The organism is Pseudomonas sp. NY15437, assembly GCF_048068435.1.
GTDB classification, from domain to species: domain Bacteria; phylum Pseudomonadota; class Gammaproteobacteria; order Pseudomonadales; family Pseudomonadaceae; genus Pseudomonas; species Pseudomonas nitroreducens_B.
In genome coordinates this window covers 858,541-870,568 of the sequence record NZ_JBLUQC010000001.1, presented here as the reverse complement: position 1 = coordinate 870,568, position 12,028 = coordinate 858,541, and the positions used below count along the sequence as shown (strand labels likewise).

9 protein-coding genes and 1 pseudogene are annotated in these 12,028 nt (G+C 67.0%); 4 read left to right on the top strand and 6 right to left on the bottom strand.

Annotated elements, in window-relative coordinates; translation table 11 throughout:
- Positions 1 to 86: 86 nt before the first annotated feature.
- Together ACNFIA_RS03995 and ACNFIA_RS03990 are read right to left on the bottom strand one after the other, a co-directional pair.
- Positions 87 to 1,469 carry an aspartate aminotransferase family protein gene (locus tag ACNFIA_RS03995; protein ID WP_416782982.1) on the bottom strand — a complete coding sequence of 461 codons (1,383 nt, stop codon included), beginning with the start codon at positions 1,467 to 1,469 and terminating at the stop codon, positions 87 to 89.
- 172 nt (positions 1,470 to 1,641) lie between these two features.
- A complete protein-coding gene (locus ACNFIA_RS03990; protein ID WP_416782981.1) occupies positions 1,642 to 3,135 on the bottom strand; it encodes an aldehyde dehydrogenase in 1,494 nt (497 codons plus the stop codon).
- 344 nt (positions 3,136 to 3,479) lie between these two features.
- On the opposite strand from ACNFIA_RS03990, the gene ACNFIA_RS03985 reads away from it, so the two are divergent.
- The 3 genes and pseudogenes from ACNFIA_RS03985 to ACNFIA_RS03975 all read left to right on the top strand — a co-directional run bounded on the left by ACNFIA_RS03985 (position 3,480) and on the right by ACNFIA_RS03975 (position 6,657).
- The gene (locus tag ACNFIA_RS03985; protein ID WP_416782979.1) at positions 3,480 to 4,388 is read left to right on the top strand and encodes a LysR substrate-binding domain-containing protein; all 909 of its coding nucleotides are present in this window, start codon (positions 3,480 to 3,482) and stop codon (positions 4,386 to 4,388) included.
- 324 nt (positions 4,389 to 4,712) lie between these two features.
- Positions 4,713 to 5,741: a DUF5924 family protein gene (locus ACNFIA_RS03980; protein WP_416782977.1), complete on the top strand. Its 1,029-nt coding sequence runs from the start codon at positions 4,713 to 4,715 to the stop codon at positions 5,739 to 5,741.
- A gap of 78 nt (positions 5,742 to 5,819) precedes the next feature.
- Positions 5,820 to 6,657 (top strand): annotated as a pseudogene (locus ACNFIA_RS03975) (acyl-CoA thioesterase).
- 200 nt (positions 6,658 to 6,857) lie between these two features.
- On the opposite strand, the gene ACNFIA_RS03970 reads toward ACNFIA_RS03975, so the two are convergent.
- Complete coding sequence (locus tag ACNFIA_RS03970) at positions 6,858 to 7,199, bottom strand: zinc ribbon domain-containing protein YjdM (protein WP_138213617.1); 342 nt, start codon at positions 7,197 to 7,199, stop codon at positions 6,858 to 6,860.
- 289 nt (positions 7,200 to 7,488) lie between these two features.
- Here ACNFIA_RS03970 and ACNFIA_RS03965 point away from each other — a divergent pair, with 289 nt between their 5' ends.
- A complete protein-coding gene (locus tag ACNFIA_RS03965; RefSeq protein WP_416782975.1) occupies positions 7,489 to 7,776 on the top strand; it encodes a hypothetical protein in 288 nt (95 codons plus the stop codon).
- A 78-nt stretch (positions 7,777 to 7,854) separates the two neighbouring features.
- On the opposite strand, the gene ACNFIA_RS03960 is transcribed toward ACNFIA_RS03965, so the two are convergent.
- The 3 genes from ACNFIA_RS03960 to ACNFIA_RS03950 form a co-directional block, all read right to left on the bottom strand.
- On the bottom strand, positions 7,855 to 8,478 hold the full coding sequence (locus ACNFIA_RS03960; RefSeq protein WP_416782974.1) for a c-type cytochrome: 624 nt from the start codon (positions 8,476 to 8,478) through the stop codon (positions 7,855 to 7,857).
- Between the two features lie 157 nt (positions 8,479 to 8,635).
- Positions 8,636 to 10,450, bottom strand: coding sequence for a sodium-extruding oxaloacetate decarboxylase subunit alpha (oadA, locus tag ACNFIA_RS03955; RefSeq protein ID WP_416782972.1), 1,815 nt, complete (start codon positions 10,448 to 10,450; stop codon positions 8,636 to 8,638).
- Positions 10,451 to 10,461: 11 nt separating this feature from the next.
- Positions 10,462 to 11,877 carry an acetyl-CoA carboxylase biotin carboxylase subunit gene (locus ACNFIA_RS03950; RefSeq protein WP_017521524.1) on the bottom strand — a complete coding sequence of 472 codons (1,416 nt, stop codon included), beginning with the start codon at positions 11,875 to 11,877 and terminating at the stop codon, positions 10,462 to 10,464.
- Positions 11,878 to 12,028 lie beyond the last annotated feature (151 nt).

Here is a 12,028-nt window from a genome sequence, read left to right as displayed (position 1 = left end):
GGGGGGGTGGGGGGGGGGGGGCGCCCCCCCCCCCCCCCCCGCGGGCGGGGGGCGCGCCCCCCCCCGCTCCTACAGGGAAAGACGGCTTACAGCACGCCGATTTCCTGGGCCGTGCGGTCCACCGCGCGGCGGGTCTTGTCGACCAGTTCGTCGATCTCGGCGCGGCCGGCGACCAGCGCCGGGGCCATGATCATGCGGCCCAGGGTGGAGCGGATGATCACGCCCTCCTCGAAGCCGATGGTGCGGCAGCGCCAGGCGATGTCGTTCTCATTGTCGAAGCGCTTGCGGGTGGCCTTGTCCTGGACGAACTGCAGCGCGGCCACGAAGCCGGCGCCCTGGATGTCGCCCACCAGCGGGTGGTTGCTGAAGACTTCGCGCAGGCACTGCTGCAGGTACAGGCCGGTGTCGTTCTTCACCGCACTTACCCAGCCCTCGTCACGCAGCGCGCGCAGGTTGGCCACCGCCACCGCGGCCGCCACCGGGTGGCCGGAGTAGGTCAGGCCGTGGGCGAACACGCCGCCCTCTTCCACCAGCGCCTGGGCGATGCGCTTGCTCAATACCAGGCCGCCCATGGGGATGTAGCCGCTGGTCAGGCCCTTGGCGATGGACAGCGTGTCGGGCTGGAAGCCGAAGTGCTGGTGGGCGAACCATTCGCCAGTGCGGCCGAAGCCGCCGATCACTTCGTCGGCGCACAGCAGCACGTCGTACTGGCGGCAGATGCGCTGGATTTCCGGCCAGTAGCTTTCCGGCGGGAAGATCATGCCGCCGGCGCCCTGGAACGGCTCGGCGATGAAGCCGGCGACGTTGTCGGCGCCTAGCTCGAGGATCTTCTCTTCCAGCTGCAGCGCGCAGCGACGGCCGAACTCGGCCGGGGTCAGGTCACCGCCGGCGGCGAAGAAGTAGGGTTCGTCGATGTGCGCGATGTCCGGGATCAGGCCGCCCATCTCGTGCATGAACTTCATGCCGCCCAGCGCGGTGGCTGCCAGGGTCGAGCCGTGGTAGCCGTTCCAGCGGCCGATCATGATCTTCTTCTGCGGCTTGCCTTCGATCTGCCAGAAGCGGCGCACGGTACGGATCAGCACCTCGTTGGCCTCGGAGCCGGAGTTGGTGTAGATCGCGTGGCTGTAGTGGTCCGGCAGCAGGCTGAAGAGCGTCTCGGAGAGCTCGATCACCGCCGGGTGGGTGGTGTGGAAGAACATGTTGTAGTACGGCAGTTCGTCCAGCTGGGCGGTGGCGGCGGCGGTCAGGTCCTTGCGGCCATAGCCCAGGTTGGTGCACCACAGGCCGGACATGCCGTCCAGGTAGCGGTTGCCGTCGTTGTCCCACAGGTGCAGGCCTTCGCCGCGCACCATCACGCGCGGGCCTTCGGCGTTCAGCGCCTTCTGGTCGAGGAAGGCATGGATGTGGTGCGCCGCGTCCGCTTTCTGGTAGTCACGGGTGTCGCGGGGCGCGCGGGTGTTGTCGGTCATCGACTTTTCTCCTCTATCCCTCGGCGGTGCTCCGGCAGCCGGCCTGAGGGGTCTTCAGGGGATCGAGGGCGACGGACTTACCTGGGCAGTCTCACCGGCCGTCTCGAACGGTTCGGTTAGGAATTCGGGTATTGCTCAGTCGCCGGCCGCGAGGCCGGCGGCCTGTCTTGTATCAGTCGCGCAGCTGGAACCAGGTGGTTTTCAGCTGCGTGTATTTATCGAAGGAATGCAGCGAGAGGTCGCGGCCGAAGCCCGACTGCTTGCCGCCGCCGAACGGAATCGCCGGGTCCAGCGCGTCCACGGTGTTCACCGACACGGTGCCGGCGTTCAGCTTGCGCGCGACGCGGTGGGCGCGGTGCAGGTCGTCGCTCCACAGGGACGCGGCGAGGCCGTAGATGCTGTCGTTGGCCAGGCGCACGGCTTCCTCTTCGCTGTCAAAGGGGATGACTGCAAGCACCGGGCCGAACACTTCGTCGCGGGCCAGGGACTGCTGCGGGCGCACGCCGGTGAAGATGGTCGGCGCGATGAAGTTGTCCGAGCCATTGAAGCTCAGCTGGCGGCCGCCGCAGGCGAGGGTCGCGCCGTCGCCCCGGGCGCGCTCGATGCAGGCCAGGATGCCGGCGGTCTGTTTGCTGTCGACGATGGCGCCGGCGCGGCTGGCCGGGTCCAGCGGGTCGCCGGGGGTCCAGTCGCGGGCCTTGGCGATCAGGCGTTCGACGAACTCGTCGTGGATGGAACGCTCCACCAGCAGGCGCGAGTTGGCCGAGCAGACTTCGCCCTGGTTGAAGAAGATGCCGAAGGCGGCCTTCTCGGCGGCGAGGTCGAGGTCGCGGCAGTCGGCGAACACCAGGTTCGGGCTCTTGCCGCCGCACTCCAGCCAGACCTGCTTGAGGTTGGACTGGGCGGAATACTGCATGAAGTACTTGCCGACCTGGGTCGACCCGGTGAACACCAGGGCGTCCACGTCCGGGTGCAGGCCCAGCGCCTTGCCGGCGGCTTCGCCCAGGCCCGGTACGACGTTCAGCACGCCTTCGGGGAGGCCGGCTTCCAGCGCCAGCTCGGCCAGGCGCAGGGCGGAGAACGGCGACTGCTCGGCGGGCTTGAGCACCACGGAGTTGCCGGCGGCCAGCGCGGGCGCCAGCTTCCAGGCGGCCATGTCGAGGGGGAAGTTCCACGGCACCACGGCACCGATCACCCCCAGCGGCGCGCGGGTGATGGTGGCCAGGGCGTTCTGCGCGGTCGGCGCGACCTGGTCGTAGAGCTTGTCGAGGCTTTCGGCGTACCAGGAAAACACGCCGGCGGCGCCGGGCACGTCGATGTTCCAGGCGTCCATCACCGGCTTGCCCATGTTCAGGGTGTCGAGCAGGGCCAGTTCGTCGCGATGGGCCATCATCAGCTCGGCGAGCTTCTGCAGCACGGCCTTGCGCTCACGCGGGGCCATGCGCGCCCAGGGGCCGCTCTCGAAGGCCTGGCGGGCGACTTGCACGGCGGCGTCGATCTCGGCGGCGCCACAGGCGGCGACTTGGGCCAGCAGGCGATTGGTCGCCGGGTCGATGGACGCGAACGTGGCGCCATCCTGCGCGGCCACGCGGCGGCCGCCGATCAGTGCGCTGTCGATGAAGGTCTGCCGGGCAGCACGCTGCCGCCAATCGTTGAGCTCGTACACCAGGGCACTCCTGCTTCTGCTTCGCTCGCCCTCAAGGGACGTTGTTGTTCGAATGTGGAGGGGATGGTCGCCCAAGGCCCTGCCCAGGAAAATTATTAAATTTGTCTTCGGGGTATATGAAAAAGCTGGGCAGCCACGCACCACAGCGGCGCCTTGTGCGCCACCGCGGGGCGCGCCGGCCGGCAGGCACCCGCGTGGCTCTGCGCCCGCGCCCGGAGGGACGCGGCAGGCAGCCAAGGCCATGAAAAATGTGGTCCCCGGCGAGGAAAATCTTCGCCACGGGCCGCCCCCGCCGGCCGGCCCAACGCGGTATCTTGTATAAAAAAGCAGCAACGAGGCGTGCAGTGGCTTCCTATACCTTGCGGCAATTGAAGTATTTCGTGACCACCGTGGAATGCGGCAGCGTGGCCGAGGCGTCGCGCAAGCTGTACATCGCGCAGCCGTCCATTTCCACGGCGATCAAGGGGCTGGAAGAGAGCTTCGGCGTGCAGTTGTTCATCCGCCACCACGCCCAGGGCGTGTCGCTCACCCCCAGCGGTGCGCGCTTCTACCGCAAGGCGCAGGAGCTGCTGCGCATGGCCCACGAGTTCGAGCAGAACGCCCTGGCCGACAACGACGTGGTGGCCGGGCAGATCGACATCGGCTGCTTCGAGACGGTCGCCCCGCTCTACCTGCCGCGACTGATCTCGGGCTTTCGCGAGCGCTACCCCGGCGTGGAAATCCGCATCAGCGACGGCGAGCAGCAGGAGCTGGTGCAGGGCCTCACCGCCGGCCGCTTCGACCTGGCGCTGCTCTACGAACACGACCTCGACGCCACCATCGCCACCGACCCGCTGATGCCGGCCCAGCGCCCCTATACGCTGCTGCCGGAGAACCACCGCTTCGCCAAGCAGGACAAGGTGTCCCTGCGCGACCTGGTGCTGGAACCGATGATCCTGCTGGATGTGCAGCCCAGCCGTACCTACTTCGTGCGCATCTTCGAGGAACTGGGGCTGAACCCGCACATCGCCTTCAGCTCGCCGTCGATCGAGATGGTACGCGGCATGGTCGGCCAGGGCTTCGGCTTCTCCCTGCTGGTCACCCGCCCGCACTCGGAGTGCACCTACGACGGCAAGAAGGTGGTGACGGTGGATGTCGCCGAGGAGGTCAGCACCTCCGGCCTGGTCGCCGCCTGGCTCAAGCGCGCCCAGCTGACCAAACCGGCGCAGCTGTTCGTCGACTTTGCGCGGGAGGAGTTGAGCGGGAAGCATTGAGGGCGCTTTTGGCTTTTTGGCTTTTCGTAGGACCGAGGGGGACGCCCAGTCCTTGCTCGCGAACCAACGCCGGAGTGGCGGCCTGCCCCTCTCCCCCGCCCTCTCCCTGAAGGGAGAGGGAGCCGCCCTCTGCGTCGATATGCCTTAGAGTCAGCCGGCAAATACTGCAGTTCCCGCGCATGCCGAAGAGTCCCCTCTCCCTTCAGGGAGAGGGTTAGGGAGAGGGAATCGCCCAACTCCGTACCCCCCTCCCGTCACTCCCCCACCCCCAACCCGACATCCGGGGTTACAATCCCACCCCCAACCGCAATGCCTCCCCGCCCCATGCTCATCTGGAAAGAGCGCGTGCAGCGCCTCATCACTCTCGTCGTCGGCCTGCTGCAGAAGTACCCGCGCGTCATCGCCCTGTTCGGTTTCTGCTCCGGGGTATTCAGCTTCATCATGGTGGACCGCCACCGCGCCGGCTTCGCCCGCGCCATGGCCATCGTCATGCTGATCAGCTGGATCTGGCTGATGCTGGAGAACCTGCTCACCCAGCGCTTCAAGAGCCGCTTCGGCTGGGAAGTGCCGCCGGGCCTGCTGCGCTACGGAACCCAGCTGATCCACCAGGAAAGCCTGTTCTTCTGCCTGCCGTTCTTCTTCGTCACCACCACCTGGAACAGCGGCCAGGCGCTGTTTACCGGCGTGCTGACGCTGGCGGGGCTGGCGGCGATCACCGACCCGATCTACTACAAATGGCTGTCGGTGCGGCGCTGGACCTTCCTCGGCTACCACACCCTGACGCTGTTCGCGGTGCTGCTCACCGCGCTGCCGATCATCCTCCACCTGAGCACCCCGCAGAGCTACCAGGCGGCGCTGGCCATTGCCGTGCTGCTGTCCTTCCCCAGCCTGGCGGTGACGGTGAAGATCCACAAATGGTGGCGCTGGTTCGCCCTCGTCGGCCTGACCCTGTCCATCGGCGCGGTGGGCTGGTTCGCCCGCGCCTGGGTGCCGCCGTCGACCCTGTGGATGACCGAGATGGCGGTGACCGAGAGCTTCGACAACGCCCAGCGCACCCCCGGCGACAGCCTGGCAACGGTCAGCGTCGCGCAGATCAAGAGCCAGGGGCTTTACGCCTATACCGCGATCAACGCACCGCGCGGGCTGAACGAGCGCATCTACCACGCCTGGCGCCTGAACGGCCAGGAAGTCGACCGCATCGCCCTCGACATCAAGGGCGGCCGCGAAGCCGGCTACCGCGCCTGGACACACAAGCAGAACTTCCCCACCGACCCCAGCGGCGACTGGCAGGTACAGGTGCTCACGGAAGCGGGCCAGGTGATCGGCACATTGAGGTTCGAGGTCACGCCCTGACCACTCGGTATCCTTGACCGGCCTCGGCGCTTTCCCCTACAAGAGCCTCTTCCGAGAACAAAAAGCGCTGAGAGAGTCATGACCGATACCGCCTTGCACCCGTTCGACCGCGCCGTGGCCCTGCAACCCGTGGCCGGCGAGCCCAACCTCTACGAGGGCCACACCAGCCAGGACTACTGGAACATGGTCGGCCCCTTCGGTGGCGTTACCGCGGCGGTCCTGCTGCAGGGCGCGCTGCGCCACCCGCAACTGCTGGGCAGCCCGCTGTCGCTGACGGTGAACTACGCCGCAGCCGTGGTGGCCGGCGCTTTCCGCGTCGAGGCCGTGCCGGTGCGCACCAATCGCTCCACTCAGCACTGGCTGCTGCAACTGACCCAGGCCGATGAGGCCGGCGAGCAGCAGGTCACCACCACGGCCACCCTGGTCACCGCGCTGCGCCGCGAGACCTGGAGCCTGACTGACCTGCCCCTGCCGGACGTGGCCCCGCCCGCCGACTTCGAGGCGATGAGCCCCACCGCCAAGGGCGTGGCCTGGCCGAAACAGTACGAGATGCGCCCGGTCTCCGGCGCCTTCCCGACCCAGTGGGACGGCAGCGGCGAGACCAGCCGCAGCCAGCTGTGGCTGCGCGACGCCCAGGAGCGGCCGCTGGACTTCCTCTCCCTGGCCGCAATGAGCGACATCTTCTACCCGCGCATCTGGCTGCGCCGCGCCACCCCGGTGCCGGCCCACGGTGTCGATCACCACCTACTTCCACACCGACGCCGCGCAGATGGCCGACGTCGGCGCGGGCTACCTGCTGGGCGACGCCCGCGCCCAGGAGTTCCGCAACGGTTTCTTCGACCAGAGCGCCCAGCTGTGGAACGAGACCGGCGCGCTGCTGGCGACCAGCAACCAGGTGGTGTACTACAAGGAGTGACTGCTCCGACCTTCCGACGGACGCAGGACCACCTGTAGGAGCGAGCTTGCTCGCGAACCACTCACCGTCGACGCACACGTGGAGTCCGGTTCGCGAGCAAGCTCGCTCCTACGAAGAGCAACGCCGCCTGCCGGTTCGCGAATGCGGAGCATGAAAAAGCCCGGCACATGGCCGGGCTTTTTCATGGGCAGCGAGAAGGCTCAGACCTTCTTCACGAATTCCGACTTCAGCTTCATTGCGCCGATGCCGTCGATCTTGCAGTCGATGTCGTGGTCGCCGTCCACCAGGCGGATGTTCTTCACCTTGGTGCCGACCTTCACCACCAGGGACGAGCCCTTGACCTTGAGGTCCTTGATCACGGTGACGGTGTCGCCGTCCTGCAGCAGGTTGCCGACCGAGTCCTTGATCACGCGGGCGTCGCCGTCGGCCTCGCCCGAGCCGTCAGCGGACCACTCGTGGGCGCACTCGGGGCAGACCAGCTGGGCGCCGTCTTCGTAGGTGTATTCGGAGTTGCATTTAGGGCAGGGCGGCAGCTGGCTCACGGCGGTTCTCACAATCGAAACGGTAAAAAGACCGCAGAGTATATAAGGTTTCTCGCTTTCCCGCCCGACCCGCGGACGGCAACCGGCCGCCCGCGCCGCCGAACCTGGGCGAAACGCGAAAACGACGGATACCCGCCGGGACTTTCAGAGGCAGGTTGGGTGCGGGAGATTCGGAAATTTCGCGCCGCATCTCGGAGCCCGGGTCATGGTCTCTCCGCGCGGCGGCGGCAAAGCTTGCCGCCCCGGTCAGCTGACCGGCACCAGACCATCCTCGATGAGTGAGCACCCCATGAAAAAGCTTTGCATCCTGTTCGCCGCCTGCGCCGTTCTCGCCGCCTGTGACAAGAAAGACGAGTCGACCACCACGACCGCTGCCCCCGCTGCAGCCACCCAGCAGGAAGCCCAACCGGCCGCCAAGCCGGCTGAACAGGCCGCTCCGGTAGAGCAGGCCGCTGCCCCGGCAGCGCCGGCAGCTGCAGCAGAACCGGCCGCTCCCGCCGAGCAGGCTGCCGCCCCGGCAGCGTCGGCCACTCCGGCCGCCGACGACGCCAAGCCGGCGGACGACAAGCAGCAGTAAGCGTCCTCCCGCTGCCCGGCGCACCCCAGCGCGCCGGCGAAGCGCTCCAGCCAGCCGCCTCCGGGCGGCTGGTTGCTGTCAGGGCTGCAGTTGGCTGAGGTAGGCGCTCAGGGCGGAGACATCGTCCTCATCGAGCAGCGCCGCCACCGCCAGCATCGGTGAGCCGGCGCGGCTGGGGTCCTTGTTCCTGTAGCGCTGCAAGGCGTGGGTCAGGTAGACCCGCGACTGCCCGGCGATGCGCGGGAAGCCGTCGTGGCCCAGGGCATTGGCGCCGTGGCAGGTGGCGCACACACTGGCGAAACGCTGGGCGCCTCGCTCCACCAGCGCCTTGTCCGGCGCCGCTTCGGTTCGTGGCAGCACCTTCTGCTGGCTGAAGTAATAGGCGATGTTCACCCGCTCGTTGAGGGTCAGCAGCCGGGCCGCCTGGTTCATCACGAAGTCGGTACGCTGGCCGTCGACGTACTGCTCGAAGGCATCGAAGAGGTACTGCGGGTTCTGCCCGGCCAGATTGGGAATATGCTCGCGCGTGCTGTTGCCGTCCTTGCCGTGGCACTTGCTGCACAGCAGGACGCGCTCCTGGGCGGCGGCATAGGCCTGCTCGCGCCTGGCCGGGTCCTGCTCCAGGGCGGCAAGCCGCTCCATCAGCTCCGATGCCTGCGCACTGGCGCACAGCAGCATCCACAACAGAACGACTCTTCCCATTGCCGCGCCCTGGTCCGTTTTCCCAGCCTCGACGCTAATGGCTTTCTGAAGGAAATTTCCGACGCAGATCAAGCAACGGGGCGAATCCAGCGGGCAAAAAAAGGGGGAGCATCGTGCTCCCCCGGGGACTGAACCTTAAAGACCCGTCTGTCCTTGGTCAGCCTTCAATTTCTACCAGGATCTCACCGGGGTTGACCCGGTCGCCCTTGGCCACGTGAATGGCCTTCACGGTGCCGGCGATGCCCGCCTGCACTTCGGTCTCCATCTTCATGGCTTCGGTGATCAGCACGGCCTGGCCGGCCTTCACAGTGTCGCCTTCCTTCACCAGCACATCGACGATGTTGCCCGGCATGGTGGTGCTGACATGGCCTGGCTCGCTGGCCTGCTTGCGCTTGCTGCCGCCACCGGCGACGAACTCGTTGAGCGGCTCGAAGACCACCTCTTCGGGCATGCCATCCACCGACAGGTAGAAGTGACGCTTGCCGTCGGTCTTCACGCCGACGCCGGTGATGTCCACGCGGTAGCTCTCGCCGTGCACGTCCACCACGAACTCGGTCGGCACGCCCTCGCCACCGGCGGCGGCGACGCCCTTGCCGTTGGGGATCGGCAGCAGCTCTTCGGGTTTCAGGGTGCCGGCGGCACGCTCCTCGAGGAACTTGCGGCCGATGTCCGGGAACATGGCGAAGGTCAGCACGTCTTCCTCGGATTTGGCCAGGCTGCCGATCTCCTCGCGCAGCTTGTTCAGCTCCGGCTTGAGCAGGTCGGCCGGGCGCACGTCGATCACTTCCTCATTGCCGATGGCCTGGCGGCGCAGCGCTTCGTTGATGGTGCCCGGCGCCTTGCCGTAACGACCCTGCAGGTAGAGCTTCACCTCGTTGGTGATGGTCTTGTAGCGCTCGCCGGCGAGCACGTTGAAGAATGCCTGGGTGCCGACGATCTGCGAGGTCGGGGTGACCAGAGGCGGGAAGCCGAGGTCTTCGCGTACCCGCGGAATCTCGGCCAGCACTTCCGGCATGCGGTTCAGCGCGCCCTGTTCCTTGAGCTGGTTGGCCAGGTTGGAAATCATCCCGCCCGGCACCTGGTTGACCTGCACGCGGGTGTCCACGCCGGTGAACTCGCTCTCGAACTGATGGTACTTCTTGCGCACGGCGTGGAAGTACATGCCGATTTCCTGCAGCAGCTCCAGGTCCAGGCCGGTGTCGAACGGGGTGCCGCGCAGGGCGGCGACCATGGATTCGGTGCCCGGGTGGCTGGTGCCCCAGGCCATGCTGGAGATGGCGGTGTCGATGCGGTCGGCGCCGTTTTCCACGGCCTTGAGCTGGCACATGCTGGCGACGCCGGCGGTGTCGTGGGAGTGCACGACCACGTCCAGCGGCAGCGCATCCTTCAACGCCTTGACCAGTTCGCCGGTGGCGTAGGGGGTCAGCAGGCCGGCCATGTCCTTGATGGCGATGGAATCCACGCCCATGTCGGCCATGGCCTTGCCCTGGGCCACGAAGGCATCGATGGTGTGCACCGGGCTGGTGGTGTAGGCGATGGTGCCCTGGGCGTGCTTGCCGGCGGCCTTCACCGCCTCGATGGACACGCGCAGGTTACGCACGTCGTTCATCGCGTCGAAGATGCGGAACACGTCGATGCCGTTGACCGCCGCCTTGGCGACGAAGGCGCGGACCACGTCGTCGCTGTAGTGGCGGTAGCCCAGCAGGTTCTGCCCGCGCAGGAGCATCTGCAGACGGGTGTTGGGCAGCGCGGCCTTGAGCTTGCGCAGGCGCTCCCACGGGTCTTCCTTGAGGAAGCGCACGCAGGCGTCGAAGGTGGCGCCGCCCCAGACTTCCAGCGACCAGTAGCCGACCTGGTCGAGCTTGTCGCAGATCGGCAGCATGTCTTCGGTGCGCATCCGGGTCGCCAGCAGCGACTGGTGGGCGTCGCGCAGGATGGTATCGGTGACGGTGACTTTCTTGGAAACGGTCATGGACGAATTCCTCACAGGCCAGCGTGGGCGGCAATGGCGGTAGCGATGGCGATGGCCAGGTGCGACGGGGTGCGCTTGATGGAGTACTGGGTCAGTTCCGGGTGGCTTTCGACGAAGCTGGTGTTGAACTGGCCGTTACGGAATTCCGGGTTCTTGAGGATTTCCTGGTAGTAGGCGGCCGTGGTCTTCACGCCCTGCACGCGCATGTCGTCCAGTGCGCGCAGGCCGCGGTCCAGCGCCTCTTCCCAGGTCAGCGCCCAGACCACCAGCTTCAGGCACATCGAGTCGTAGTACGGCGGGATGGTGTAGCCGGTGTAGATCGCCGTGTCGGTGCGCACGCCCGGGCCGCCGGGCGCGTAGTAGCGGGTGATCTTGCCGAAGGACGGCAGGAAGTTGTTCTTCGGGTCCTCGGCGTTGATCCGGAACTGCAGGGCGAAGCCACGGTGGATGATGTCTTCCTGCTTAACCGAGAGCGGCAGGCCGGAGGCGATGCGGATCTGCTCGCGGACGATGTCGATGCCGGTGATTTCCTCGGTGATGGTGTGTTCCACCTGCACGCGGGTGTTCATCTCCATGAAGTACACCTCGCCATCGGCGAGCAGGAACTCCACGGTGCCGGCGTTCTCGTAGCCCACGGCCTTGGCCGCGCGCACCGAGAGGTCACCGATGTAGGCGCGCTGCTCGGGGGTGAGCTGCGGGCTGGGGGCGATCTCGATGAGCTTCTGGTTGCGGCGCTGGATGGAGCAGTCGCGCTCGAACAGGTGCACGGTGTTGCCGAAGGAGTCGGCCAGCACCTGGGCCTCGATGTGCTTGGGGTTGACGATGCACTTCTCGAGGAAGACTTCCGCGCTGCCGAAGGCCTTGGTGGCTTCGGAGATGACCCGCGGGAAATTCTGCTCCAGCTCTTCGCGGCTGTTGCAACGGCGGATACCGCGGCCGCCACCGCCGGAAGTGGCCTTGAGCATCACCGGGTAGCCGATGCGTTCGGCTTCGGAGATGGCCTCGGCGAGGTCGGCGACGTTGCCTTCGGTGCCGGGGGTGCAGGGCACGCCGGCGGCGATCATGCTGCGGCGCGCTTCGGTCTTGTCGCCCATGCGGCGGATGACTTCCGCCGACGGGCCGATGAACTTGATCCCGCGCTCGGCGCAGATATCGGCGAGCTCCGCGTTCTCGGAGAGGAAGCCGTAGCCCGGGTGCAGGGCGTCGCAACCGGTTTCCACCGCCAGGTTCACCAGGGCGCGGGGGTTGAGGTAACCCGCCAGCGGATCGGCGCCCAGGCTGTGGGCTTCGTCGGCGCGCTTGACGTGCAGGGCGTGCCGGTCGGCATCGGAATAGACGGCCACCGAACGGATGCCCATCTCGGCGCAGGCGCGCACGATCCGGACAGCGATCTCCCCACGGTTGGCGATCAGGATTTTCTTGATCACTGCGGCTTTCCCTCGGCCCGGCCCTGGTGGACCCCGGCGTAAAAACCCATCGGCAGCGCCGATCACGGCGGCTGGCTGTTCTCGACCGGAGCGGGTTCCGGCGTGTTTTTACCCTAGCGCGGGAGGGAGGATTAACCAAAATCAATAATTA